The organism is Extibacter muris, assembly GCF_004345005.1.
GTDB classification, from domain to species: Bacteria; Bacillota; Clostridia; order Lachnospirales; family Lachnospiraceae; genus Extibacter; species Extibacter muris.
Window position 1 is genome coordinate 26,527 of record NZ_SMMX01000002.1, and the last position, 24,812, is coordinate 51,338.

Here is a 24,812-nt window from a genome sequence, read left to right on the forward strand (position 1 = left end):
AAGATGGAAGTATGCAGCAATGTACATCAGATCAGGATAGATTTTCATGTGACAGATCAGATCAAGAGGTATGTCTATCTCTACCTCATCACAGGCAGGCGGTGCTGTCTCATAGATGCCGGGGTGGCGGGATGTGAAGATAGTATCATAGCGTACATGGGCCAGATAGGACGAAGTCCGGACGAAATCGATGCACTGTTCCTGACACATGCCCATCCCGACCATATCGGCGGGGCTTCTGCGCTCAGGAGGATTACAGGCTGCGAGGTATATGCGCCGGAGGCCGAGAGGGAATGGATAGAGGATATCGGCGTACAGTTTGCAGCGCGGCCCATACCTAACTTCTATCCCCTGGCAGGTGATTCCGTTACGGTAGACGGACCGGTCAGGGAAGGGAGCATCATCAGGCCGGCAGAAGGCGTGACGATACGGGTGCTTGAGACGGCAGGGCATTCTGACGGCTCGGTATCCTATGTACTGGAAGAAGCAGGTGTGGCCTTTACGGGAGACGCCATACCTGTCCGGGATGATCTGCCGATTATTACAGATATAAGCAAGAGTATACGATCCATTCAGAAATTACAGGCACTGGAACATGTACGGTATTGCTGTCCCGCATGGGACCAGATATATGAAGGCGGCGGGATGACGGAAGCGCTCCGAAGGGGCGGAGCGCTCCTGGATAAGCTGAAGCAGTGTGTGCTGCGGGTGGAGGAGCTGTATCCGGACAGGACAGAAGCAGAAAAAATGGAGATGGTCAAGGCACATATGGGCTGGAAACACCTGGCATCGAACCCATTATTTGCGGCAAGTATAAAAGCCTGTATTGAATAACAGGCACCGGACAGGTATAATAGTCTGTATCTCCGCATCAGAGCAGGATGCAGGAAGCAGGTGGCGGGGATGGGAGGATGATTCATGAAGTATTATTTTGCCCCGATGGAGGGGATTACCGGTTACATACACCGCAATGCATTCCAGGCGTTCTTTCCTGGCATTGACAAATATATCACAGCATTTATCGCGCCAAATCAGCATGGAAAGCTCAGTTCCAGGGAAAGAAATGACATTCTTCCGGAACATAACGAGGGGATGCGCGTCGTACCACAGCTTCTCACGAACAATGCCGATGACTTTATCCTGACGGCGAAGAAGCTGAAAGACTTTGGATACGATGAGATTAATCTGAACCTTGGCTGCCCGTCCAAGACTGTCGTGTCCAAGTTCAGGGGATCTGGTTTTCTGGCAAAGCCCCAGGAGCTGGACCGTTTTCTGTATGAGATATTCGACAGGACAGAGGCGGGGATATCGGTCAAGACGAGGATTGGAAGGGACAGCCCGGAAGAATTCCACAGGCTCATGGAAATCTATAACCAATATCCCTTAAAGGAACTTATCATCCACCCGAGGACGCAGCAGGATTTCTATAAGAACAGTCCCAATCTGGAAGTATTTGCTGAGGCGCTGTCGATGAGCGCATGCCCGGTGTGTTATAACGGGGATATATTTACGGTAAAGGACCTGGAAGTGTTCCGGGCACGCTTCCCGGGCGTAGATAAGGTGATGCTCGGAAGAGGGATGCTTGTCAATCCGATGCTGATAGAGTCGGCAGAAAGAGGAGAGGCTTTGGATCAGGAGCGGATACGAAGGTTTCACGACAGAGTGTACAGCGGTTACAGAGAAGTGCTCTCCGGGGACAAAGTCATCCTATTCAAGATGAAGGAACTGTGGTGCTATATGATCCACCTGTTCCCGGACAGTAAGAAACATGCGAAGAAGATACGCAAATCGGAGCGGCTTGCCGCCTATGAAGATGCAGTCGATGCCTTGTTTCGGGAGTGCCGGGCACAGGAGCCGGTCAGGGAGCCGGTAGACAGGAGCAGCTAGGGGAAGGAGACACGGATACATATGATCTGTACTGTTACAGCAGCGGCCGCCGGGGCCGCTGTATTCCGTATCATAGAACGATGCTGTACCCGGGGAGGCAGAGCTTTGAACGGATCTCTGCATGCGTGGCTCTGCCGCGCTTCAGGTGCGGCAGCTATACTGTACTGCCTGCATCGGTACGAGGGGACAGGTGCCTGCCTGACCATGTTCGGGTTTTTATGTATACTGGCAGCAGTTACGCTTACTGACTTGTATCACAGAGAGATTCCGGACATATGCTGGGCGGCTGCCATGATTCTGGCATTCCTGTCGGTATGGACGCTTCCCGGCCTGTCCGTCTGGGAAAGAGCCGCCGGAAGCCTCTGTGTCAGCGTGCCGTTTCTTGTCATTGCCCTTATCGTGCCAGGTTCTTTTGGAGGTGGTGATATCAAACTGATGGCTGCCTGCGGATTATTTCTCGGATGGAAGGTTACAGCCGTATCGGCGGCAGCGGCGGTTCTGACGGCAGGCGGCAGCATCGTGTACGGGATGGTCGCCGGCAGGAGGAAGATAGGAGATGTCATTGCCTTCGGTCCGTTCCTCTGTATAGGTATGCTGGTGGGAATCATATGGGGCAATCGGGTGATAGAGTGGTATGTATCATAAAACAGCTATAAATTCTTATTGTATTTGTGAGCCGTTTTAAGCTCCGGCATTGTCTTATTATTATAGAGCGTGATCATCAAGTTTACGATTTAGGATATTAGGAGCGTAATATAATATGAAAAGATTTAAGAAATGGCTGGCACTTGTTCTGGCCGTGGCTCTCCCCGGGGCCAATGTGGTCTATTCGATGGGCAGCGAGCTCAAGGCGAATGAGATCGAGGGAGAACAGCAGGATGCACAGGCGGAAAGCACGGTTGAGACCGGCCAGCAGAAGTTCAGCTCAGACGGGGTGGACGTGGAGGTGACAGACTCCCGGCCGGAGCCATCCGGACAGACGGACAGCGCGGCGGGGCAGGAGCCGGCATAGCAGGAACCCGTGCCGGCGCAGCCGGAGACGGCAGCCCCGGATGCAGGTGGAGAAGACGTGCCTGACGTGGCGCAGCACAACGTGACCGTCAAGGCGGCAGATTACGCCCCAGGCAGCGCGGTAATGAAGGCCGCCGGTGAAACGGCAGAAATGGATTTGTCAGGGGATTACGAAAGGCAGGTAGAGGAAGCGTCCTCTGTAACGTTGGAAGTCAGGGCCGACGACGGATATGTGATTGGGCAGGTGACGGTCAACGGTACGGCGCTCGATGCCACAGGAACAGAAGATGGCGCATCTACATATGAGATTCGGGAAATTACAGAAGATAAAGTCGTCGAGATATCTTTTGCTGCCGGTGCCGGGGCGGCAAGTGCGCTGAGCGCTTCCGGAAGTGGCAGGGCAGCAGTTCCTGAGGGCAATTATACGATTACGTATAAGGTGGCCGGACAGTTCCAGAACGCATATCAGCTTACGAAGGGCAGCGACGGAAAGACATATAGGACAGAACCGGTTGCATTTGCCAAAGGCAGCGTAATATCAGAATTAAGAACGAGCGGTAACGGACAGACAGGTGCATACGTATGCAATGATTTTAACTTCACTTATTTTGAACCGGATTCGGATATCCATATCCAGGTGGAGCCGGCATTGTTCAAAGCAAGGCAGAGCAGGCACAGTATACAGGATATGCTTACAACCCGGACGCAGAGGGGACTGTTTCGGAAGGCACTGTGACCGGCCTGGAAAGCCTCGTATTGAGGCTGTACTCTGACAGAAATGTCCATGAAGTGTCATATGAGATCGACGGCAGGGCTGACGCGGTAAAAGAGACGTATAAATACGGGGCTCACGTCACTCTGCGGGAAGTTCCTGTAAAAGCGGGCTATGACTTTGACGGATGGAATGTGAAGCAGGATTTTGACATGCCGGATGAAGACATAACTATCTATGGCAGTTTCGTGGCCAGAGGCGACACGCCTTACCGGGTAGAGCATTATAAAGAAGGATTGGACGGAACATATGTCCTGGATGCCAATGCTGTCGAAGATAAGAATGGCAAAACGGGAGAAGAGGTGACGGCGGTGCCGTCTGATCTTGAAGGGTTTGACTACAATCCGGACGCGGAAGGCAGTAAAGCTGCAGGCACCGTAAGCGCAGAGGAAGAGCTTGTATTAAAGCTGTATTATGACCGGAAAAGCTACCAGGTGATCTATCAGCAGCCGGATGGGCAGCGTATCGCAGAACCAGATACTTATCTGTACGGCGAACAGACAGGAGAACTCAAAGAAGCTCCTGCGAAGACAGGATATTCGTTCGGCGGCTGGCAGATAGATGCCCTTCCTGAGACGATGCCTGCGGCGGATATCATTGTCGAGGGAAGCTATGATATCAACAGCTATTCCGTCACGTATATGGTTGACGGCGAGATATATGGGATGCCTGTTCTGCATGAATACGGCAGCACGGTTATACCGGATCCGGAGCCTGTCAGGAGGGGCTTTCGCTTCAGCGGGTAGAGCCGTCCTTACAGCTTCGGCATGCCGGCAGACTCGATTGAAGATTATCAGAAGACGGTGCAGAGTGAGGACGAAGAAGTGCCTCTTGCTGATGGCGGGAAGACACCGGTGCAGAGCCGGTGTGTCCTTCATTTCTTCATAATCCTGGCAGTCTTCGTACTGGAACTGTTCTATATCAGAAGCAGGAAGAAAAAGCAGCTTCGATACTTTGCGATAGAGGAAGCATCTGCCCATATGAGATAATCTGTATCTAAAAGGGAAGCGGGAACGGAAGGCATATCATACGGCCTCCCGTTCCCGCTTCCCTTTCGCAGCAGTACTAATGTTACTAAATAGGTAATAATGAAGTATTTTCATCATCAGATGAACGATTTATGCTATAATAATAATTTAAGAAATAACGTAAGGGTACTTTGTATGGATCTGTATCAAAAAAAGAAGCTGCCCGCCCGGATTATCTGTATCGCTGCAGCAGTGTCATTTCTTGTCGTTATGGCAATTGCCGTCCGGTCAGGGAAAGATGACAGCATGCGGCTTGTAAAAGCGGAAAAACGATATATGGACACAGGTGTAAGCTGCCTGGAAGACGGCGGGAGAAAAGAAGTCAGATCATATCCTTACCGTACAGAAGGTCAAGAAGGTTATTTTTATTATAGACTGCCCGATGATATTCAGGACGATTCGGTTCTTGTACTGCCAAACGTATATCAGAAGATAGAAGTGACGCTGAATGGGGAGCCACTTTATGAATATGGAATGAATCATGATTCTTCATATTTTATGGAGGCACGCATCAGGCTGCCTGCAGGCAGCGGCGGACAGGAGCTTGAGATACATCTGATCAATACGGAAAAAACAGGAAAGGCTGTATTGCAGCAGGGGTATCTTACTACTGCGGGAGAGATGGCGGACGGCATACTGGCCGATAATCTGTGGGCCTTCTTATTCTGTGTGATAACGGCCATGTCAGGCATGTGCATATTGGTCATGTCGCTCTGGCAGCATGTCAAGAAAGCGGAGGATTCCCCGATGCTATTCTTCTTTCTTGGACTGTTTGCCCTTCTGTCGGCCGCCTGGGTTTTTACTGATTCCGGACTGCCACAGCTCCTATTTGACGACAGCCAGATGCTGATGGTGCTGTCCTTCGAGCTGTTCATGCTTATGCCCGTGCCGCTGCTGCTGTTCATCCGGCTCGTATGCGAGTACAGCCGGAAAGTGTTCGGCATTCTGGTAACAGGCTATATCTTTAATTTTCTGGTACAGAATGTGGCATATGCATCCAGGATATCGGATTTTTTATTTTCCTCTCGATTCTCATCATGCTTGCCATACATAAATTCCAGGAAGTATCTGAAGAATCGGCCCGGTCGGAAGTGCTGCGGGAGCTGGCCTATAAAGATATGATGACGGGCATTGGAAACCGTACACCGTATCGGAGGAGACGAATTTGTCATCCTGTTAAAAGGTGCATATCTCGGAGAGGATGAATGCCGCAGATTGCTTGGGAGCTGCATCAAGAAGCATAATGACGGCCGGGACGTCAAGCTGACCGTCTCCATGGGCTATGCCGCACCGGGCATGGAGACCGATTGGTTTTCCTTTTTCTATATCCAGATATTGTTCATCACGGGAATCGGCTTCCACGGCTTCTACGATTCTGCTACGCGGAAGACGCTCGTATCTTTCGGTTTGTTCAGTATACTGTACAGCAGTTCCTTTTCCACATCATGCGACAGGATGAAGCTGCAGTCCTTATAGGGCAGGCAGGTCTCGATTGCGACAATCGGCTCTCCGTTTGCAAGCCGTTTGCGGCGAAGATATATGAAGGCTTCCTTATCTTTCAAGTCGAGGCTCGCGGCCACTTTCGCTGTCGCCTTCTGTACTTCGAGCTTCAGCACTTCGGTACTGGGAGACATGCCGGCCCTGAGTATCTGGTCGTTGAAGCTTTCCAGCTTTTTGATGAAGTCCTGGCTTATCTTAGGCTGTGAGACGAAAGTACCTTTGCTTTTGATACGGTAGAGCCATCCCTCCTGCACCAGTTCCGTGATAGCCTGGCGCACGGTGGTACGGCTGATCAGAAAAGTGTCGCTCAGTTCTTTTTCAGTCGGTATCATTCCGCCTACTTTATAGGTGCCGTTTTTGATTTCTTCCATGATCAGCTGTTTCAGCTGGAAATAAAGTGGCACGGGTGTCGATTTGTCAACATACGATAACTCCTATCTCATAGTTTATTGATTATTAATATAAATATAATTATGTTATATTATTATAATATTATTAATCGAAAAAGAGGTCAAGAGAATTAAACCGCATTAACGGAAAGGAGCCGGTAAGTAAGTGAATTACCCTGCAAATATACGTTGCCTTTTGCAGTGAAATAGAATAATATAAAAGGGTAAGGTTGAGTTAGAGAAAGGATATCAAATATGAATCAGTTTTCAAAAGAGAGTATCGATAAAAACACACCGGTGCCGATGTACTACCAGTTAAAGAAGATTATACTGGATATGATAAGGGAGGGCAAACTGAAACCGGGCGATATGATTCCTACAGAACTGGAGCTAAGTGATATATTTGGAATCAGCAGGACAACAACCAGACAGGCGATTATGGAACTGGTAATGGAAGGGCAGCTTTACCGCATCAAGAGTAAAGGCACTTTCGTTGCTGAAAAGAGAGTAATACAAGATTTTACAAATGTTATCCGGGCTTCCCACAATCTGCTGCAGTCACAGAATGTCAAGATGACGACGAAGGTGCTGGAGCTGTCGGTCATAAAGGCAAATGATCTCGTGAGCAAGATGCTTCAGCTGATGGAAGGCGAGGATGTGATTCATCTGCGCAGGCTGCGGTTTGTAAATGATGAGCCGAATGTCCTGGCCGATGCATATCTTCCCATCTGCTGCAGAGGTATGCTGGATATGGACATGAACAAGACAGGGCTGTATGAGTTCCTCGATAAGGAGGCAGAGACGACTCCGGTGAAAGCGGTCAGGGAGCTGGAAGCTGTCTCCGCCGAGGAAAGCGAGGCAGAACTGCTCGGTATCAAAGAAGGGGATTCGATTCAGCTGACGACATCAGTGACTTACACGGCAGACGGGAAACCGATCGAGTATTCTATTGCCAAGTTCAGGGGTGACAGAAATGTGTTCCGTTGTGATGTGAATATATAGACGTATAGCCAAAGGAAATTCTCTTGAATTTCCTTTACAAATATTGAATATGTAATATCATTACGATATAATGATGAATTGCTATATGGATGAAGACAAAGACAAGTGCCTTATCGATGGGAAGAGTGAGGGTTCAGCGAGGCGAGCGGCCGGTCGTTATCCGCGGGCGTCGGGTTATGTACAAAGTCAAAAGAATATAATTATATTATAACATAATGAGATAGGGGCGTCAACGAAAAACAGTGCCGTGTGTGAGGAAGATATGACGATATACCGCATTGCGGGACGGTTATTTTCGTCAGATAGGATATTGAAAACAAGAGCTATATTTTATATAATGTTTGAAGTTTGCGCAAGGAGAAAGGCAGAGAATGATGGAAAGAGACATGACAGTGGGGAGACCTGCTAAGATTATACTGAACTTCACGGTACCTATTTTTATCGGAAATATCTTCCAGCAGCTTTACAGTATGGTGGATACTGTCATAGTAGGGAAGTTTGTGGGCAATGAGGCGCTGGCTGCCGTGGGAGCGTGTGGTACGCTCATGTTCCTCATACTGGGATTCCTTCTCGGCCTCACTGCGGGATTTACCGTAATTACTGCCCAGCACTACGGGGCCGGGAACATGGGGGCGGTCCGCAAGTCTGTGGCATCCGCGTCGGTCCTCTCTGCGGTGGTCTCCGTCCTGATTACCGTTTTGAGCATGGCGATGATGAAACATGTCCTGAACTGGATGAACACGCCTTCTGACATGTACCGGGAAGCGTACGGATATATCATGGTCATCTGCGGAGGTATCGCGGCACAGGTGCTCTATAACCTGCTTGCAGGCATACTAAGGGCTGTAGGGGACAGCAAACGGCCGCTTTATTTTCTCATACTGGCGGCGGTTCTAAATATTTTCCTCGACCTGTTATTTATCATCGTATTTCGGATGGGGGCTGCGGGAGCGGCGTACGCTACGGTAATCTCCCAGGGAGTGTCGGGTGTCCTCTGCCTCATCTATATCATAAGGAAGATGCCGGAACTTCACCCGTGCCGGGAAGATTGGAAGATGGATAAAGGTCTCGCAAAATGGCAGCTGAAAATAGGAATCCCAATGGCGCTGCAGTTTTCGATTACCGCAGTCGGGACAATCGTCGTGCAGTCTGCCCTGAATATACTGGGGTCGGTAGCCGTGGCCGGATTCGCGGCAGCCAACAAGATTGAACAGATCGTCACTCAGGCGTACGTGGCGATCGGAACGACGATGGCAACATACTGCGCCCAGAACACAGGGGCAAAGAAGCTGGACCGTGTGAAGGCCGGCTTCCGTTCGGCGACATGGATCGGCATCATCTATGCTGCGATAACCGGCGCCGTCATCATATCTGCAGGCAAGTATATGACCGTGCTGTTCGTGTCGGAGAACGTAAAGGAGATAACAGCGTATGTGGATATCTATCTGAAATGCGTGGGGCTTTCATTTATTCCGCTCGTGTTCGTGAACGTATTCAGGAACGGCATTCAGGGTATGGGCTTCGGCATGCTTCCAATGCTGGCAGGTGTCGCGGAACTTGTCGGCAGAAGCGCTGCTGCGCTTACGGCGTCGCGTTTTGGAAGCTATGCTGGAATCTGCCTTGCCAGCCCAGCGGCGTGGCTTCTGGCGGGGGCGCTTTTGGTGTGTATGTATTTCTCCATAATGAAACGTAAGATATAGCATTTTTTAAAAACCTGTGTTATACTTGAAACAAGTATGCGAAGGCATGAATATGATAACAGAATAAGGAGCAAAACCTATGAAAAGAGTATTGTTGAAACTCAGCGGAGAAGCCCTTGCGGGAGATAAGAAGAGCGGGTTCGACGAGGCGACGTGCATGGGCGTGGCGCGCCAAGTGAAGCAGCTTGTGGATGACGGCGTCCAAGTTGCGATCGTGACCGGGGGCGGCAACTTCTGGCGCGGGAGGACAAGCGGGACGATAGACCGGGTGAAGGCGGATCAGATAGGGATGCTGGCCACGGTGATGAACTGCATCTATGTGTCGGATATTTTCCGCTATGCGGGCATGAAGACCGAGGTGTTCACTCCGTTTGTGTGCGGGGCATTCACTACTTTATTTTCAAAAGATGCGGCGTTAGATGCGCTGGGAGAAGGTAAGGTCATCTTCTTCGCGGGTGGGACCGGCCATCCTTATTTTTCTACCGATACAGGGGCCGTGCTCAGGGCGATTGAGATAGAAGCGGACGCGATGCTTCTCGCGAAAGCGATAGACGGCATCTATGACAGTGACCCGAAGGTGAATCCGGCGGCAAAAAAATATGACGAGATATCTATCCAGGAAGTTATCGACAAGAAGCTGATGGCGGTAGATCTGACGGCGTCCATCCTGTGTCTGGAACATAAGATGCCGATGCTCGTGTTCGGGCTGAACAAAGAGAACAGCATCGTGGAGACGATGTCTGGTACATTTACAGGTACGAAAGTAACGGTCTAATAGAAGGAGGAAAGTATATTATGGATGAAAAGTTGAAAGTATATGAGGAAAAGATGAACAAGACAATCGCAAGCCTCGATGGGGAACTGGCGGCAATCCGTGCCGGCCGTGCCAACCCGAACTTGCTGAATAAGATTATGGTCAATTATTACGGGACTCCGACGCCGATCCAGCAGGTGGCGAACGTTTCGGTACCTGAGGCGCGCATGATTCACATCCAGCCATGGGAGAAGAGCATGGTGAAGGAGATTGAAAAGGCGATCATGACCTCCGACCTTGGCATCAATCCTACAAATGACGGTTCAGCAATCCGCCTTGCGTTCCCGGAACTTACAGAGGAGCGCAGGAAGGAGCTGGCTAAGGACGTGAAGAAGAAGGGCGAGAACGCAAAGGTCGCCATCCGCAATATCAGACGTGACGGTAACGATACTCTGAAGAAGCTGAAGGGTTCTGAAGTTTCGGAAGATGAGATCAAGGATTTGGAAGATGAACTTCAGAAGCTTACAGATAAGTTTATAAAGGAAGTGGACAAATCAGTAGAAGCGAAGTCAAAAGAAGTGATGACTGTTTAACAGTAAGTGGAGACGGGTACCGGTTTTACAGGAACGGTACCTGTCTTTCGTATGCGAGAGGAGAATTGGTTCATGAAGGTACCACAGCATGTTGCCATCATTCTGGATGGAAACGGACGTTGGGCGAAATCAAAGGGTATGCCGCGCAATTACGGGCATGTGCAGGGGAGCAAGAATGTGGAGCGGATCTGTGAGGAGGCATACCGCATGGGTATCAAATATCTGACGGTGTATGCATTTTCTACAGAGAACTGGAACCGTCCCAAGGATGAAGTGGACGCACTTATGAAGCTGCTTCGGAATTACATGAAGACTTGCCTGAAGACAGCGGCTAAAAATGATATGAAGATAAGGGTAATCGGAGATCTTGTCCGCCTTGACGATGATATACGGGGACGCATAGCAGAGCTGGTGGAGTCGACAAAGGATAACAAGGGTCTCAACTTTCAGATCGCCATCAATTACGGAAGCCGGGATGAGATGGCAAGGGCGGCAAGAAGGCTGGCTGAGGATTGCGTCTCAGGTAAGATTCGACCGGAGGAAATCGACGAGACGGTGTTCGAGCGTTATCTCGACACGCATGATATTCCGGATCCGGACCTGCTGATTCGCACGAGCGGGGAGCAGAGGCTTTCCAATTATCTGCTCTGGCAGCTGGCCTACACGGAGTTTTATTTTACGGACGTATTGTGGCCGGACTTTACAAAAGAGGAATTGGTAAAAGCTGTCGCGCAATATAATGCTAGAGACAGACGTTACGGAGGAGTGAAGGAGGAACAAGATGTTTAAGACAAGACTGTTAAGCGGTATCGTGCTGGTAATCGTGCTGGCAGCCGTAGTCGGATATGGCGGGAACGTGCTCGTATTGTTTCTGGCAGCAATCAGCCTGATCGGTCTGAAAGAGCTGTACAGAGTGGCAGAGGTACACAACAGATGGCTTGGGGCAGCCGGTTATCTTGCGGCGGTCTTATATTATGCTCTTCTCTTTACGGGCAGCCTTGGATATATGACCATGCTTTCTATCTTATTCCTTGTGCTTGTCATGGGCGTGTATGTATTCTCCTTCCCTGCGTACAGGGCGGAACAGGTGACGACCATTTATTTTGGATTTTTCTATGTTGCTGTAATGCTGTCTTATATCTATCAGACTAGGATGCTGGAAGACGGCGCGGTGCTTGTATGCCTCATCTTTTTAAGTTCCTGGGGATGCGATACATGTGCGTATTGTGTCGGCATGCTTATAGGAAAACATAAGATGGCACCGAAGCTCAGTCCGAAGAAATCGGTAGAAGGGGGCATCGGCGGCATTGTCGGCGCGGCGCTTCTCGGCGTGCTGCTGGCGCTTGGCGTCAACGCCTGGGCCGGAATGTCTGTCAGCCCTGCCTATTACGGCATTATATGTGGCGCAGGCGGCGCCATTTCGCAGGTTGGCGACCTGGCTGCATCTGCCATCAAGAGAAACCATGATATCAAGGATTATGGAAATCTGATTCCGGGCCATGGGGGGATCCTGGACCGGTTCGACAGTGTCATATTTACGGCACCGATTATATACTATCTTGCAACATTTCTTGCATAATATAAATGAAAGAGGTATCCTATGAAGAAAATTGCCATATTGGGCTGCACCGGTTCGATTGGAACACAGACGCTGGAAGTTGTTAGAGAAAACAGGGATATAGAAGTTCTTGGACTGGCGGCAGGCGGGAATGTGGAACTTCTTGAAAAGCAGGCAAGGGAGTTCCGTCCGCAGCTCATAGCCGTATGGACAGAAGAGAAGGCGAAAGAACTGCGCGCTAAGCTCCGGGATACGGACATCAGGGTAACGTACGGAATGGAGGGACTGATCGAAGTATCAACCATGTACGATGTGGAGATACTAGTGACAGCGATTGTCGGCATGATAGGAATACGTCCTACGGTGGAGGCAATCAAAGCCGGAAAGGATATTGCGCTTGCCAACAAAGAGACGCTTGTGACCGCGGGCCACATCATCATGCCGCTTGCAAAGGAGAACCATGTGTCCATCCTTCCCGTTGACAGCGAGCACAGCGCGATATTCCAATCGCTCAGGGGAAATGAGACGAAGGCGGTCAGCAAGATACTGCTGACCGCATCCGGCGGCCCTTTCCGGGGAAAGAGGGAAGAAGATCTGCTTGATATACGGGTGGAGGATGCATTGAGGCATCCGAACTGGAGCATGGGGCAGAAGATTACGATTGATTCCTCGACCATGGTCAACAAAGGGCTGGAGGTTATAGAAGCGAAGTGGCTGTTCGGCGTAGATGTGGACCGGGTACAGGTCGTCGTCCAGCCGCAGAGCATTATCCATTCGATGGTAGAATACGTGGATGGCGCTATCATGGCAGAGCTTGGAACCCCGGACATGAAGCTTCCGATACAGTATGCGCTGTACTATCCGGAGCGGAGAAATCTGCCGGGAGAGCGGCTCGATTTCTGGAGCCTTGGCAGGCTGGATTTTGAGAAGCCGGATATGGATACTTTCTACGGGCTTAAGCTGGCCTATGACGCGGGACGGGCGGGCGGAACGCTTCCGACCGTGTTCAACGCGGCAAATGAGCTGGCGGTGAAGCAGTTCCTGAACCGGGAAATCAAGTATCTGGAGATTATAGAGATTATAGAAGATTGTATGAAAGCCCATAAGAATGTGGATGACCCGACCCTTGAGCAGATACTGGACACGGAGAAGGCGACTTATGAGCGGATTGAAAGCAGGAGGTAAGACATAAGTTTTGGGTATCATATTTGCGATTATCATTTTCAGCTTCATTGTATTTTTCCACGAGCTCGGGCATTTCTCCCTTGCGAAGAAAAACGGCATCGACGTGGAAGAATTCTCCATCGGGATGGGGCCTACGCTGTTATCAAAAGAGTATAAAGGAACGAGATATTGTATAAAGCTGCTTCCGTTGGGCGGTTCTTGTATGATGGGAGAAGATGAGGAGGCGACGGATTCACCTGGCAATTTTAACAACAAGCCTGTGTGGGCGAGAATTTCCGTCATTGCGGCAGGGCCTGTATTCAACTTTATACTGGCCTTCGTGTTTGCCGTCATCCTGATTGGGATGGTAGGATATGACAAACCTGTCGTCCAGAGTGTCGACAGCGGTTACCCCGCCCAGGAGGCCGGCATCGAGCCTGGCGATACGATTGTGAAGATGGGGAATAAGAAGATCAACATATTCCGTGAGATCAACTTTTACAACCAGTTCCACCAGGGCGAGAAAGTAGAAGTAACCTACATCCATGACGGTAAGAAGCAGACAGCCACGCTGACGCCCAAGCTGGATGAAGAGAAGGACTATTACCGTATCGGAATCGGCGGAGGCTCGAACACCAAGGCCAAAATCGGGACCGCGCTGCAGTACGGCATGTATGAGGTGAAGTTCTGGATATGCACCACGATGGAAAGCCTGAAGATGCTCGTGACCGGCCAGATAGGCATCAACCAGCTGTCAGGCCCCGTAGGAATCGTGGACGTCGTGGACAGCACGTACCAGCAGAGCAAATCGTACGGTTTCCTCATCGTCCTGGCACAGCTGATGAATATATCCATCCTGCTGTCCGCCAACCTGGGAGTCATGAATCTGCTCCCCCTGCCCGCACTGGACGGAGGGCGGCTCGTATTCCTCTTTATAGAGATGATAAGAGGAAGGCGCGTACCGCCGGAAAAAGAAGGCTACGTGCATCTGGCAGGCATCATGCTCCTCATGGCACTGATGGTATTCGTCATGTACAACGACATCAGACGCGTGTTTTTTTAATAATTAGGGACGTAACCAAATTGAAAATGGTTACGTCCCTAATTAAGTTTTGTGGTGTACCGAAATGAGGATAGCCCTGTACCTAAATGAAAAAGGGCATTTTAAAAGGACTGCTTTATTGGGAGGTGCAGTCCTTTAGGAAAAGTTATGAAAAAGAATTTTAAGTTTGTTCTTCTGAACAACTATTAGTATAAGAGGTAAATGTGAGAAATATGTGTTTAAATTTTGAAGATATTGTTAATAAAATGGGAGTTTAAGTAAATTAGGCTGCGGGCGGGGAGCCGGGTGGCATCTGCTCCGATGCGTACGAGGTTCCGACTATTTCACGTATCCCTAACCCTCCGGAATGCGCGCCGATAGCGGCTTACATCCTGTAGGATAAGGGCTACGGAAAGGATTCTCCGCCTCTTCCGCTTGCACCTGCGCATCTCCCACCCGGCTCTCCGCCCGCTATCTACTTCACTGACAAGGGCGAGGTCGGCTGTGTGGCGTTACTGGCCAGCGGATGACCGCTGGCTGCGTAAGATGAGTGAAACAATGTAACGGGCTTAATATATGCGGCATAAATCTGCGACTGATATATATGCTCGTCGTCAAGCGTTTTCAACTTGCTTCGCCCTTTATCACTATGCTGACACAACCAAAGCACTTCCATCAGACGGCAGCGCCGCACAGCCGGCCTCGCCCATGGCAGTAAAGTAGATAGCCGATGGGGAGGTATGGGACAGATGCGAAGGTGTAAGCGGGAGGGGACGGAGAATCCTCACCAGATTCCTTGGCTTGTGGGGAGAGAGCCGCTATCGGGGAACATCCCACAAGCTTAGGAATCTGTGTGATAGCCGCAGTTCCCGGACGCATCGGAGCATCTGCCCCATACCTTCCCATCGGCGTCTGGTTTACAAAACTCCAAATTACTGCAATTCCGCTATTCTGGAGACTCCTACGTATATCTCGGATATCTTATACCACGTCCTGTAATCTACGGTTCCGGTTTCGGGCAGCCCGAATACGGACTGGAATTTGCGGACCGCGGCCTCGGTGGCCGGACCGTATACGCCATCTGCGGTTATCTTCGGAATGGCAGGATAAGCACCTGCTATGACATTGAGCTGCTCCTGCATCTGCAGGACCTTGTCACCTGAAGAGCCGATTTCCAGTATATAGCCGGGCCAGGAAGAAGGTATGCCGGAGATGGCTTCCGCCGTGTTGATGTACATGTCATCCCCGTAATAATAACGAAGAATTTCGATAGGAGTATATCCCTGGTCGCCGAGCGCCTTGCTTCCCCACTGGGTCATCCAGTTCGGACACTGTACCTGGCGTCCGTCACAGTACTGGGTCAGGATAGGCTGCCGTACATTCGGCCTGGAAAGATAGCCGGCAAATAATTCATCTACGATAACAGAAATCGTGTCGTAGAAATTCCGCTCAGGAATCCATTTGTGGTCAAAGGCAGTAGAAGAGGTGATAGTAAAATCATATCCCTGGTTCCGGTACCATTCTGTATATACCCTGTTCAAGGTAAATGACATGATGGCAAGTATATTTGCCCGTATCGTGTCCGCTGGCCATGTGGCATAGATTTCGCTGGAAGCCACGTTTTTAATATAGTCTTTGTATTTGACATAATAGTTTTGGGCAGTCGAATCCCTTGGACTACCGTCGTGGACAACGACAAATTCCGGAACGACGACCCGGCTCAGGACTATCTCACCACTCTCGTCCATCGGCTTTATTTCCTCTTCCGGTATTTTGGGGGGATAAGTACCATATAATGTGTGTGCAGGTATAACAAATACGTTTTCTCTACTTTCAGGCTCGACAATCGGACGCATCTGTATGTTCTGCAGCGCTGTGACGTCAGGGAGAATCTCTGTGCCGGCAATGCTGATCGGTTCAAAACCAGGCGCCTCGACCTGAAGCGTATACTCCGAATAAGGCTGCTCCTCAATAGCTGGATTGAGGCTATATTCCAAAGGCGGAGCAGCCAGTTCGATAGTATCCGTCTGTCCGGAGGCATCTGTATTCAGCTGTTCCAGCTGGCTGTCAGGAACACCAGTATAAGAGATGGATATGGTAGCGTCATTGACGGGAAAGGACGTAATTTCGGATGTGATACTAATCTTAAGCCGTCCTTTATCAGGTGTGTCAGGCAGATTCGGGTTCATTTCATTCATGTCAGTACCTCGTAGAGACTCTGTTACTGTTATCTTATGTGAATAGAACCGTAAAAGTTACAACAGATTAAAGGTTGTGCATTTATATAGAATTGAATATAATTATATGAAACAGTAAAGGAGCAGGCATGGGAAGAAGAAAGAGAAGATCAGGATGCCTAAGTGCTGTCATCGGGCTGTCTGCAATTGTCTGCATCGTCGTGCTGGCTGCGTCGGGAGGTTTTCTTGGCAAAGGTGTTAAAGAAGGGCTGGCGGAAGGTGTGGCAAAAGGGATTGGCAATACGAAGCAGATTCCGTTTCAGGAGATATCAATAACAGATGAAGAACTGGCGCAGAAATACTACTATCAGCAGCTGGACGAGGATGAAAGGACTGCATATAAAGAGATTGCACAAGGAGTCAAGCTGAATGTAGAAGAGATCTACGTGCATGCGGCGGATGCAGACAGGACGAATGCAATATTCCAATATGTCCTGAAGGACTTTCCGGAGATATTCTGGTGTGACGGCACGACAAAAAGTACGTCCTATGAAGGCCAGGAGACCTACACAGTTCTGCAGCCCGTATACTCTTACACAGAAGAAGAAAAAGCACAGAAAAAAGCTGAAATTGAAAGGGCTGTCAATGGCTGCCTGTCCGGTATCGGGGAAAATGCGGCAGATTATGATAAGATTCTGTATGTGTATGAATATATCGTTGATACGGTCGATTACGATATTGCATCCGAAGACAACCAGAACATATACAGCGTGTTCGTAAATAAAAGATCTGTCTGCGCGGGATACTCGAAGGCTACGCAGTACCTCCTGGAGAGGCTCGGCGTATTCTGCACCTATGTCACGGGGACGACATCTGGAGGGCAGAGCCATGCATGGAATCTCGTCAAATGTGAGGGAGACTACTATTATGTGGACACTACATGGGGGGATCCTGTGTTCCAGGCGTCTGAAGGCGGAGAGATAGATCCATCCTACATCAGCTATGATTATATGTGCTGTGACGATGAGGAGCTGAAAAAGACGCATACCCCGGACACGGAGGTTCCGTTGCCGGATTGCGTCAAGATGGATTTCAACTACTATGCCGTCAATGACATGTATTATACCTCATATGACGGAGAGCAGGCGCTTAGCGCGATGAATGACGTGATAGCCGCAAAAGCCAATCCGGTCGTCTTTAAATTTGCGGACAGCCGTCTGTATGAGCAGGCCCGCGAAGATATATTCGGCAGCCAGATAAAGCGGGCTGCGCAGAACATGGCGGACTGGTATGGCCTGTCAGAAGTCAAATATAAGTATATGGATGAAGCAGAACTTAATAAGATTACGATATACTGGCAGTATGAATAATAATAAATCCCTTACGTTCCCGAGGAACGTAAGGGATTTTATCTGCCCTTGCAAGTCTATAAAGTTATCAGATCCGTATCAAGAGAGTGCATTATCCTGTCGACTATCTTATCTTTTGTCGTCTGGAAAACGGCGGAGAACTCGGATGAAATACAGTCCTGCACCCGCTTGAGATTACTCTCATCGCTGGCATTCAGGCTCTTGCCGTCATGCTCCTTCCGCATCTTTTCAATCGTTATGCCTTTCCACATTTTAAGCCATTCATTAACCTTATACATTTTTACACCATACTTTCTTCCACTAAAGAGCCGTTTGAAAAAATTAAATTATTAAGCAAACAGCGGTTACATTTATTATTATAGCATACTTTTTGCAAAATTACTAATCTTGTAATGAAGTGAGAAATATCTGCCTTAAAAATTAAAATGATTTTAGTTGAAAAAACTCGGAAACTGTAGTATAATTTTTACAATTTGTGCAGACAAAGATTGTCAGCAGCATATGGGGAAGGCGGTTGTGCTTGCACACACTGCCTTTTATTCTGCCATAAGCGCATCGTGTGCGGCAATCCGTGGTATCACGGGGAAAATTATTTTTGCCCCATCATCATAACATACAGATAAGGAAGGGAAAGGGTGGATATATGAAAGCATTTCTTATATTAGAGGACGGAACCGTCTTTACCGGAATCAGCATAGGTTCTACAAGGGACATGATCAGCGAGATTGTGTTTAATACCTCGATGACAGGGTATCTTGAGGTGTTAACCGACCCTTCTTACGCCGGACAGGCCGTAGTCATGACCTATCCGCTCATCGGCAATTACGGCATTACGCCGGATATGGAATCAAAGAAGGCGTGGCCGGACGGATATATCGTAAGAGAACTGTCCAGGATGCCGAGCAATTTCAGGTGTGAGGGTTCCATACAGGAATTCCTGGAAAGCCAGGATATTCCGGGAATCGCAGGGGTGGATACCCGTGCACTTACGAAGATTCTGAGGGAAAAGGGAACGATGAATGGGATGATTACGACGAATGAAAACTTCGATCTGGATGAAATCATTCCAAAGTTAAAAGCCTATTCGATAGGTGATGTCGTGTCTAAAGTAACCTGCGGGGAAGCTTATATCTTAGAAGGCAGCGGTCCGAAAGTGGCACTTATGGATTTCGGGGCGAAACATAATATTGCCAGATCTTTAAATCGAAGAGGGTGTGAAGTGACTGTCTATCCGGCCGACACGCCAGCTGAGACGGTCATTCATTCTAATCCGGACGGAATCATGTTGTCAAATGGTCCTGGAGATCCGGAGACTTGCGTATCTGCCATTGAAGAAATCAAGAAGCTGTACAATACGAATATTCCGATTTTTGCTATCTGCCTCGGACACCAGCTTATGGCGCTTGCCAACGGCGGAAAGACATATAAGCTGAAGTATGGGCACCGCGGGGGAAATCATCCGGTCAAAGACCTGAGCAGCAACAGAGTGTACATCTCTTCCCAGAATCACGGATATGCCGTGGATGCGAAATCGCTGGATTCTTCGGTTGCTACAGAGGCGTTCATCAATGTAAACGATGGGACGAACGAAGGCCTGGCGTATACCGGAAAGAACATATTTACCGTGCAGTTCCATCCGGAGGCGTGTCCGGGACCTCAAGATTCCGGCTACTTGTTTGACAGATTCATGGATATGATGAAAGGAGCAGAATAATGCCTAGAAATAAAGAGATTAAGAAGGTGCTCGTGATAGGTTCCGGCCCTATCGTCATCGGACAGGCTGCAGAATTCGACTATGCGGGGACGCAGGCATGCCGCTCTCTCAAGGAGGAGGGGATCGAAGTCGTCCTCTTGAATTCCAATCCCGCCACTATCATGACGGATAAGGACATCGCGGACCGCGTTTATATCGAACCTCTGACTGTTGAAGTGGTAGAACAGCTCATTTTGAAAGAGAAGCCGGACAGCGTCCTGCCGACGCTCGGAGGGCAGGCGGCCCTGAACCTTGCCATGGAGCTGGATGAGAATGGTTTCCTGAGGAGAAATAACGTATGTCTTATCGGTACGACTTCGGAGACGATCAAGAAGGCAGAAGACCGTCTGGAATTCAAGACGACGATGGAGAAGATAGGAGAACCATGTGCGGCCTCCCTTGTAGTGGAAAATGTGGAAGAAGGCGTAAAGTTTGCGGAAAAAATCGGCTATCCGGTCGTACTGCGCCCTGCATATACGCTCGGCGGCAGCGGCGGAGGTATCGCGAAGGACCGGGAACAGCTTGTGGAGATTCTGGAAAACGGACTCCGTCTCTCACGTGTGGGCCAGGTGCTCGTAGAACGCTGTATCGCGGGCTGGAAGGAAATCGAATATGAGGTGATGCGCGACGGCAACGGCAACTGCATCACGGTGTGTAATATGGAAAACATCGATCCTGTCGGTGTACACACCGGCGACAGTATCGTAGTGGCCCCATCACAGACGCTCGGAGATAAAGAGTATCAGATGCTTCGGACTTCTGCGCTGAACATCATCAGTGAACTGAATATCACAGGAGGATGTAACGTCCAGTACGCGCTGCACCCTGATACGTTTGAATACTGCGTAATCGAAGTGAATCCTCGTGTAAGCCGCTCCTCTGCGCTGGCTTCTAAGGCGACAGGCTATCCGATTGCCAAGGTGGCCGCCAAGATAGCGCTCGGCTACACGCTGGATGAGATTAAGAACGCGGTCACGAAGCAGACGTATGCAAGCTTTGAGCCTATGCTTGATTATTGTGTCGTGAAGCTTCCAAGGCTGCCGTTTGACAAGTTTATCAGCGCGAAGCGTACGCTTACGACGCAGATGAAGGCGACCGGAGAAGTCATGAGCATCTGTGACAACTTTGAAGGCGCGCTGATGAAGGCCATCCGGTCCTTGGAACAGCACGTAGACAGCCTCATGTCATATGACTTTTCAGAACTGGCGAAAGAAGAGCTGCTGGAAGAACTGGAGAAGGTCGATGATATGCGTATCTGGAGGATTGCAGAGGCGCTGCGCAAGGGTCTGACGTACGATGAGATCCACGGAGTGACGAAGATAGACAGATGGTTTATCGACAAGATTGCCATCCTTGTCGAGATGGAGCAGCGGCTTCAGAATACGTCACTGTCTGCGGAGGTGCTTCGTGAGGCAAAGAGGATGGAATTTCCGGACAATGTCATCGCAAGGCTTACCGGCAACACGGAACGTCAGATTCATGACATGCGGCATGAATACGGGATTACTGCGTCCTATAAGATGGTAGATACGTGCGCGGCCGAGTTTGCGGCAGAGACGCCGTATTACTACTCCGTGTTCGGAAGTGAAAATGAAGTGGAAGAGACAGGCGGCCGGAAGAAAGTGCTCGTACTTGGCTCAGGCCCCATACGAATCGGACAGGGGATTGAATTCGACTTCTGTTCTGTACATTGCACATGGGCATTTGCCAAAGAAGGGTATGAGACGATCATCGTCAATAACAATCCAGAGACGGTGAGCACGGACTTTGACATTGCAGACAAGCTGTATTTTGAACCGCTGACGCCGGAAGATGTAGAGAGTATCGTAGATTTGGAGAAGCCGGACGGGGCAGTGGTGCAGTTCGGCGGCCAGACCGCCATCAAGCTTACGGAGGCGCTGATGAAGATGGGCGTCCCGATACTTGGAACGTCTGCTGAGAATGTAGATGCGGCAGAAGACAGGGAACTGTTTGACGAGATTCTCGAAAAGTGCCAGATTCCAAGGCCCACCGGCGGGACGGTATACACGGCGGAAGAAGCGAAAGAAGTGGCAAAACGCCTCGGCTATCCTGTGCTGGTAAGACCTTCCTATGTACTTGGCGGGCAGGGCATGCAGATTGCCATCAATGACCACGATATCGACGAATTTATAGGAATCATCAACCGGATAGCACAGGACCATCCGATTCTGGTGGACAAGTATCTGCAGGGCAAGGAGATAGAAGTTGATGCGGTGTGCGACGGCGAGGACATCCTCATACCGGGAATCATGGAACATATCGAACGGGCAGGCATCCACTCCGGCGACAGCATTTCCGTCTATCCGGCGCAGAGCATTTCTGAAAAAACGAAGCAGACGATAGAAGATTACACGCGGAAGCTGGCACAGTCGCTGCACGTCATCGGACTGATCAACATCCAGTTTATCGTGTGCGGAGAAGATGTCTATGTCATAGAGGTTAATCCGCGTTCCAGCCGGACCGTGCCTTATATCAGCAAAGTGACTGGCATACCGATCGTACCGCTTGCCACGAAAGTCATCATCGGCCATAAGCTGAAAGACCTTGGGTATACGCCGGGACTTCAGCCTGAGGCAGACTATTATGCGGTGAAGATGCCGGTGTTCTCATTTGAGAAGATTCGCGGGGCGGACATCAGCCTCGGCCCGGAGATGAAGTCCACAGGAGAGTGCCTTGGCATAGCCAGGACATTTGACGAAGCGTTGTATAAGGCGTTCCTGGGTGCGGGCATCAAGCTGCCGAAGCACAAAAATATGATAATAACCGTACGGGATGAAGACAAGCCGGATGCAGTAGAGATCGGGCGCCGCTTCGAGAAGATCGGCTACCGCATCTTCGCCACCCGCAGTACGGCAGAGGCAATGAACAAGGCAGGGGTCAAGGCCAATCCGGTCAACAAGATAGAACAGGAATCCCCGAACCTTATGGATCTGATACTCGGCCATAAGATAGACCTCGTCATCGATACCCCGCCGCAAGGTGCGGACCGGTCAAAAGACGGCTTCATAATAAGAAGGAATGCGATAGAGACCGGAGTCAACGTACTGACTGCGATAGATACCGCAGAAGCACTTATCACCAGCCTCGAAAATACAGATATAAGAAAACTGACATTGGTAGATATAGCAAAGATATAGTTAAATTGGGGACGTGATTTTTTTCAAAAGGGTTACGTCCCCAATTGCGTTTTGCCCTGTACCTAAATGCGATGTTGCGTTTTGGAACGTGGGGGCAAAAGTTAAATTTATTGAATTTTTGTGGTTTACTACACATAAGGCGGAAAATATTGTAGAATATCTTTCAGTATAGATGATTTGCGAAAGTGGGGGCGGTGTACATGTATAAAGTATTGGTGGTTGAAGATGATATGACTATCGCTGGTGCTCTTGAGAGGCACTTGTCTAAATGGGATTATGAGGTCCGCTGCGTGGAGGACTTCAAGAATGTGATGAATATGTTTGTGGAGTATGACCCTCAGCTTGTGCTGCTGGATATCGCACTGCCGTTTTTCAACGGTTTCCACTGGTGTACGGAGATGCGCAAGGTGTCCAAAGTGCCGATTGTCTTTATCTCGTCGGCAAATGACAATATGAATATCGTGATGGCAATGAATATGGGCGGAGATGAATTTATCGAAAAGCCCTTTGATCTGAATGTCGTTACAGCCAAGGTACAGGCGCTGCTTAGAAGGACATACTCTTTCCAGGGGGCGCTCAATGTGATAGAACACAAAGGGGTGCTGCTGAACCTGAATGATGCCACGGTCATATACCGGGAAGAGAAGCTGGAACTTACGAAGAACGAATTTAAGATTCTCCAGTCGTTAATGGAACATGCGGGCCAGATCGTATCCCGGGATGACATCATAGAGCGCCTTTGGGAGAGCGATGAGTTTATTGATGACAACACGCTTACGGTCAACGTGGCCAGGCTGCGCAAAAGATTGGAACAGATAGGCCTCGGAGACATGATTATAACAAAAAAAGGAATAGGATATATGGTAGAAGTATGAAGCTGTTTTGTGAATATCTGAAAGAACACATCAAATCCATCTGTCTTTATACCGGATTCATCGGTATATTTGCTGGTATCTTTTATCTATGCAACATCCAGATGGATGCTGTCCTCTACGCATTTCTGCTATCTGTCATATGGCTTGCATTATACGGGATTATCGGCTATATAAGGTATGCAGGCAGGCACAGGAAACTCATGGAAGCAGAGCGGAGTATCCGGGCAGACTGGGCAGAGCTGCCGGAAGCGTCCGGCATCCTCGAGGAAGATTACCAGAGGATTATAAAAACGCTTTTTGAAAGCAGGGCAGAGATACAATCAGAAGGAGAGATAGCCCGCCAGGAGATGATTGATTATTACAGCCTGTGGGGGCACCAGATCAAGACGCCGATTGCGGCTATGCGTGTGCTTCTGCAGTCGTGGGAGGAGGAGCGGACGCCGGAAGAAAATATGCACTTGAAAGAGCTGAAGCTGGAACTGTTCAAGATAGAGCAGTACGTCGAGATGGTGCTGTCCTACCTCCGCCTCGGCAGCATATCATCAGATATGGTGCTGCAATGGTACGACCTGGACGATATCGTGAGACAGGCCGTCCGCAAATATTCCCAGATGTTCATCCTGCAGAAGGTCAAGCTCCAATTTACACCGTCTGCAGAGATGGTGCTGACGGATGAGAAATGGCTCGTATTCGTGGTGGAACAGCTGCTTTCCAACGGTCTCAAATATACGAAGTCCGGCAGCATCTCCGTGCATATTGAAAAGGACAGAGGCGTGAAAGTGCTCGTTATAGAAGATACAGGAATCGGAATCCAGGCAGAGGACCTTCCACGTGTGTTTGAAAAAGGCTTTACTGGCTATAACGGACGGAAGGATAAGAAGTCTACTGGCATCGGACTGTATCTGTGCAAGACGGTCATGGACAAGCTCGGGCACAGCATGTGGATCGAGTCGGAGGTCGGCGCCGGCACGAAAGTATATCTGTCTCTGGAAAGAAAGGAAATCGTACCGGAATAGGCGGTATCTTACATGAATGTAAGATTAGAATCAGGAAATGTAAGTCAAATCAATGGCAGGGCA

General features: G+C 49.5%; 26 protein-coding genes. 21 read left to right on the plus strand and 5 right to left on the minus strand.

What is annotated here, in order from left to right; all coding sequences use genetic code 11:
• The first annotated feature begins 3 nt into the window (after positions 1–3).
• The 8 genes from E1963_RS01970 (at position 4) to E1963_RS02005 (ending at position 5,820) form a co-directional block, all read left to right on the plus strand.
• The gene (locus tag E1963_RS01970; RefSeq protein ID WP_132274612.1) at positions 4–834 is read left to right on the plus strand and encodes an MBL fold metallo-hydrolase; all 831 of its coding nucleotides are present in this window, start codon (positions 4–6) and stop codon (positions 832–834) included.
• An 84-nt stretch (positions 835–918) separates the two neighbouring features.
• Positions 919–1,887 carry a tRNA dihydrouridine synthase gene (locus E1963_RS01975; protein WP_132274615.1) on the plus strand — a complete coding sequence of 323 codons (969 nt, stop codon included), beginning with the start codon at positions 919–921 and terminating at the stop codon, positions 1,885–1,887.
• Positions 1,888–1,908: 21 nt separating this feature from the next.
• Positions 1,909–2,532 (plus strand): prepilin peptidase, encoded by a 624-nt coding sequence (locus E1963_RS01980; protein WP_132274618.1) that lies wholly within the window; start codon positions 1,909–1,911, stop codon positions 2,530–2,532.
• Positions 2,533–2,647: 115 nt separating this feature from the next.
• Complete coding sequence (locus E1963_RS01985) at positions 2,648–2,899, plus strand: hypothetical protein (RefSeq protein ID WP_132274621.1); 252 nt, start codon at positions 2,648–2,650, stop codon at positions 2,897–2,899.
• Positions 2,900–2,908: 9 nt separating this feature from the next.
• Positions 2,909–3,634 carry a hypothetical protein gene (locus tag E1963_RS01990; protein ID WP_132274624.1) on the plus strand — a complete coding sequence of 242 codons (726 nt, stop codon included), beginning with the start codon at positions 2,909–2,911 and terminating at the stop codon, positions 3,632–3,634.
• Entirely contained in the window at positions 3,631–4,416 is a 786-nt protein-coding gene (locus E1963_RS01995) for an InlB B-repeat-containing protein (RefSeq protein WP_132274627.1), read from the plus strand. The genes E1963_RS01990 and E1963_RS01995 overlap by 4 nt, the downstream gene beginning before the upstream one ends.
• 21 nt (positions 4,417–4,437) lie before the next feature.
• Positions 4,438–4,659, plus strand: a complete 222-nt coding sequence (locus tag E1963_RS02000) for a hypothetical protein (protein WP_132274630.1) — start codon at positions 4,438–4,440, stop codon at positions 4,657–4,659.
• A 174-nt stretch (positions 4,660–4,833) separates the two neighbouring features.
• A complete protein-coding gene (locus E1963_RS02005; RefSeq protein ID WP_132274633.1) occupies positions 4,834–5,820 on the plus strand; it encodes a hypothetical protein in 987 nt (328 codons plus the stop codon).
• A gap of 54 nt (positions 5,821–5,874) precedes the next feature.
• On the opposite strand, the gene E1963_RS20350 is transcribed toward E1963_RS02005, so the two are convergent.
• Together E1963_RS20350 and E1963_RS02010 are read right to left on the minus strand one after the other, a co-directional pair.
• Positions 5,875–6,060 carry a hypothetical protein gene (locus tag E1963_RS20350; protein ID WP_243117532.1) on the minus strand — a complete coding sequence of 62 codons (186 nt, stop codon included), beginning with the start codon at positions 6,058–6,060 and terminating at the stop codon, positions 5,875–5,877.
• A 5-nt stretch (positions 6,061–6,065) separates the two neighbouring features.
• Positions 6,066–6,569, minus strand: a complete 504-nt coding sequence (locus E1963_RS02010) for a GntR family transcriptional regulator (RefSeq protein ID WP_243117533.1) — start codon at positions 6,567–6,569, stop codon at positions 6,066–6,068.
• A 273-nt stretch (positions 6,570–6,842) separates the two neighbouring features.
• On the opposite strand from E1963_RS02010, the gene E1963_RS02015 reads away from it, so the two are divergent.
• From E1963_RS02015 to rseP, 8 genes are all read left to right on the plus strand, one after another.
• On the plus strand, positions 6,843–7,589 hold the full coding sequence (locus tag E1963_RS02015) for a GntR family transcriptional regulator (RefSeq protein ID WP_132274635.1): 747 nt from the start codon (positions 6,843–6,845) through the stop codon (positions 7,587–7,589).
• A gap of 374 nt (positions 7,590–7,963) precedes the next feature.
• Positions 7,964–9,289: an MATE family efflux transporter gene (locus E1963_RS02020; RefSeq protein ID WP_132275321.1), complete on the plus strand. Its 1,326-nt coding sequence runs from the start codon at positions 7,964–7,966 to the stop codon at positions 9,287–9,289.
• A 79-nt stretch (positions 9,290–9,368) separates the two neighbouring features.
• Positions 9,369–10,064 carry a UMP kinase gene (gene pyrH, locus E1963_RS02025; protein ID WP_132274638.1) on the plus strand — a complete coding sequence of 232 codons (696 nt, stop codon included), beginning with the start codon at positions 9,369–9,371 and terminating at the stop codon, positions 10,062–10,064.
• Between the two features lie 20 nt (positions 10,065–10,084).
• Positions 10,085–10,636: a ribosome recycling factor gene (gene frr, locus E1963_RS02030; RefSeq protein WP_132274641.1), complete on the plus strand. Its 552-nt coding sequence runs from the start codon at positions 10,085–10,087 to the stop codon at positions 10,634–10,636.
• Between the two features lie 72 nt (positions 10,637–10,708).
• Positions 10,709–11,425: an isoprenyl transferase gene (locus E1963_RS02035; RefSeq protein ID WP_132274644.1), complete on the plus strand. Its 717-nt coding sequence runs from the start codon at positions 10,709–10,711 to the stop codon at positions 11,423–11,425.
• The gene (locus E1963_RS02040; protein WP_132274646.1) at positions 11,418–12,215 is read left to right on the plus strand and encodes a phosphatidate cytidylyltransferase; all 798 of its coding nucleotides are present in this window, start codon (positions 11,418–11,420) and stop codon (positions 12,213–12,215) included. The genes E1963_RS02035 and E1963_RS02040 overlap by 8 nt, the downstream gene beginning before the upstream one ends.
• Positions 12,216–12,236: 21 nt before the next feature.
• Entirely contained in the window at positions 12,237–13,379 is a 1,143-nt protein-coding gene (locus E1963_RS02045; protein ID WP_132274649.1) for a 1-deoxy-D-xylulose-5-phosphate reductoisomerase, read from the plus strand.
• Between the two features lie 10 nt (positions 13,380–13,389).
• The gene (gene rseP / locus E1963_RS02050; RefSeq protein ID WP_132274652.1) at positions 13,390–14,421 is read left to right on the plus strand and encodes an RIP metalloprotease RseP; all 1,032 of its coding nucleotides are present in this window, start codon (positions 13,390–13,392) and stop codon (positions 14,419–14,421) included.
• A 654-nt stretch (positions 14,422–15,075) separates the two neighbouring features.
• Here rseP and E1963_RS02055 read toward each other — a convergent pair.
• Together E1963_RS02055 and E1963_RS02060 are read right to left on the minus strand one after the other, a co-directional pair.
• On the minus strand, positions 15,076–15,306 hold the full coding sequence (locus E1963_RS02055) for a hypothetical protein (protein ID WP_145964149.1): 231 nt from the start codon (positions 15,304–15,306) through the stop codon (positions 15,076–15,078).
• Positions 15,307–15,332: 26 nt separating this feature from the next.
• Positions 15,333–16,598, minus strand: coding sequence for a peptidoglycan-binding domain-containing protein (locus tag E1963_RS02060; protein WP_132274658.1), 1,266 nt, complete (start codon positions 16,596–16,598; stop codon positions 15,333–15,335).
• A gap of 128 nt (positions 16,599–16,726) precedes the next feature.
• Here E1963_RS02060 and E1963_RS02065 point away from each other — a divergent pair, with 128 nt between their 5' ends.
• Positions 16,727–17,947, plus strand: coding sequence for a transglutaminase domain-containing protein (locus tag E1963_RS02065; RefSeq protein ID WP_132274660.1), 1,221 nt, complete (start codon positions 16,727–16,729; stop codon positions 17,945–17,947).
• Between the two features lie 56 nt (positions 17,948–18,003).
• Here E1963_RS02065 and E1963_RS02070 read toward each other — a convergent pair whose 3' ends face one another.
• Entirely contained in the window at positions 18,004–18,225 is a 222-nt protein-coding gene (locus tag E1963_RS02070; protein ID WP_145964150.1) for a hypothetical protein, read from the minus strand.
• Between the two features lie 365 nt (positions 18,226–18,590).
• On the opposite strand from E1963_RS02070, the gene E1963_RS02075 reads away from it, so the two are divergent.
• The 4 genes from E1963_RS02075 (at position 18,591) to E1963_RS02090 (ending at position 24,749) form a co-directional block, all read left to right on the plus strand.
• Positions 18,591–19,661: a carbamoyl phosphate synthase small subunit gene (locus E1963_RS02075; protein WP_132274666.1), complete on the plus strand. Its 1,071-nt coding sequence runs from the start codon at positions 18,591–18,593 to the stop codon at positions 19,659–19,661.
• Positions 19,661–22,858 (plus strand): carbamoyl-phosphate synthase large subunit, encoded by a 3,198-nt coding sequence (carB, locus tag E1963_RS02080; protein ID WP_132274669.1) that lies wholly within the window; start codon positions 19,661–19,663, stop codon positions 22,856–22,858. The genes E1963_RS02075 and carB overlap by 1 nt, the downstream gene beginning before the upstream one ends.
• Positions 22,859–23,058: 200 nt before the next feature.
• Positions 23,059–23,733: a response regulator transcription factor gene (locus E1963_RS02085; RefSeq protein WP_132274671.1), complete on the plus strand. Its 675-nt coding sequence runs from the start codon at positions 23,059–23,061 to the stop codon at positions 23,731–23,733.
• The gene (locus E1963_RS02090; protein WP_132274674.1) at positions 23,730–24,749 is read left to right on the plus strand and encodes a sensor histidine kinase; all 1,020 of its coding nucleotides are present in this window, start codon (positions 23,730–23,732) and stop codon (positions 24,747–24,749) included. Before E1963_RS02085 ends, E1963_RS02090 begins: the two co-directional genes overlap by 4 nt.
• Positions 24,750–24,812 lie beyond the last annotated feature (63 nt).

Bases quoted from the DNA above. Each gene is read 5' to 3' on its own strand.
- E1963_RS01970 (WP_132274612.1), top strand. From the start codon at position 4: ATGGAAGTATGCAGCAATGTACATCAGATCAGGATAGATTTTCATGTG.
- E1963_RS01975 (WP_132274615.1), top strand. From the start codon at position 919: ATGAAGTATTATTTTGCCCCGATGGAGGGGATTACCGGTTACATACAC.
- E1963_RS01980 (WP_132274618.1), top strand. From the start codon at position 1,909: ATGATCTGTACTGTTACAGCAGCGGCCGCCGGGGCCGCTGTATTCCGT.
- E1963_RS01985 (WP_132274621.1), top strand. From the start codon at position 2,648: ATGAAAAGATTTAAGAAATGGCTGGCACTTGTTCTGGCCGTGGCTCTC.
- E1963_RS02000 (WP_132274630.1), top strand. From the start codon at position 4,438: ATGCCGGCAGACTCGATTGAAGATTATCAGAAGACGGTGCAGAGTGAG.
- E1963_RS02005 (WP_132274633.1), top strand. From the start codon at position 4,834: ATGGATCTGTATCAAAAAAAGAAGCTGCCCGCCCGGATTATCTGTATC.
- E1963_RS02010 (WP_243117533.1), bottom strand. From the start codon at position 6,569: ATGGAAGAAATCAAAAACGGCACCTATAAAGTAGGCGGAATGATACCG.
- E1963_RS02015 (WP_132274635.1), top strand. From the start codon at position 6,843: ATGAATCAGTTTTCAAAAGAGAGTATCGATAAAAACACACCGGTGCCG.
- E1963_RS02020 (WP_132275321.1), top strand. From the start codon at position 7,964: ATGGAAAGAGACATGACAGTGGGGAGACCTGCTAAGATTATACTGAAC.
- pyrH (WP_132274638.1), top strand. From the start codon at position 9,369: ATGAAAAGAGTATTGTTGAAACTCAGCGGAGAAGCCCTTGCGGGAGAT.
- frr (WP_132274641.1), top strand. From the start codon at position 10,085: ATGGATGAAAAGTTGAAAGTATATGAGGAAAAGATGAACAAGACAATC.
- E1963_RS02035 (WP_132274644.1), top strand. From the start codon at position 10,709: ATGAAGGTACCACAGCATGTTGCCATCATTCTGGATGGAAACGGACGT.
- E1963_RS02040 (WP_132274646.1), top strand. From the start codon at position 11,418: ATGTTTAAGACAAGACTGTTAAGCGGTATCGTGCTGGTAATCGTGCTG.
- E1963_RS02045 (WP_132274649.1), top strand. From the start codon at position 12,237: ATGAAGAAAATTGCCATATTGGGCTGCACCGGTTCGATTGGAACACAG.
- E1963_RS02055 (WP_145964149.1), bottom strand. From the start codon at position 15,306: ATGGGAAGGTATGGGGCAGATGCTCCGATGCGTCCGGGAACTGCGGCT.
- E1963_RS02060 (WP_132274658.1), bottom strand. From the start codon at position 16,598: ATGAATGAAATGAACCCGAATCTGCCTGACACACCTGATAAAGGACGG.
- E1963_RS02065 (WP_132274660.1), top strand. From the start codon at position 16,727: ATGGGAAGAAGAAAGAGAAGATCAGGATGCCTAAGTGCTGTCATCGGG.
- E1963_RS02070 (WP_145964150.1), bottom strand. From the start codon at position 18,225: ATGTATAAGGTTAATGAATGGCTTAAAATGTGGAAAGGCATAACGATT.
- E1963_RS02075 (WP_132274666.1), top strand. From the start codon at position 18,591: ATGAAAGCATTTCTTATATTAGAGGACGGAACCGTCTTTACCGGAATC.
- carB (WP_132274669.1), top strand. From the start codon at position 19,661: ATGCCTAGAAATAAAGAGATTAAGAAGGTGCTCGTGATAGGTTCCGGC.
- E1963_RS02085 (WP_132274671.1), top strand. From the start codon at position 23,059: ATGTATAAAGTATTGGTGGTTGAAGATGATATGACTATCGCTGGTGCT.
- E1963_RS02090 (WP_132274674.1), top strand. From the start codon at position 23,730: ATGAAGCTGTTTTGTGAATATCTGAAAGAACACATCAAATCCATCTGT.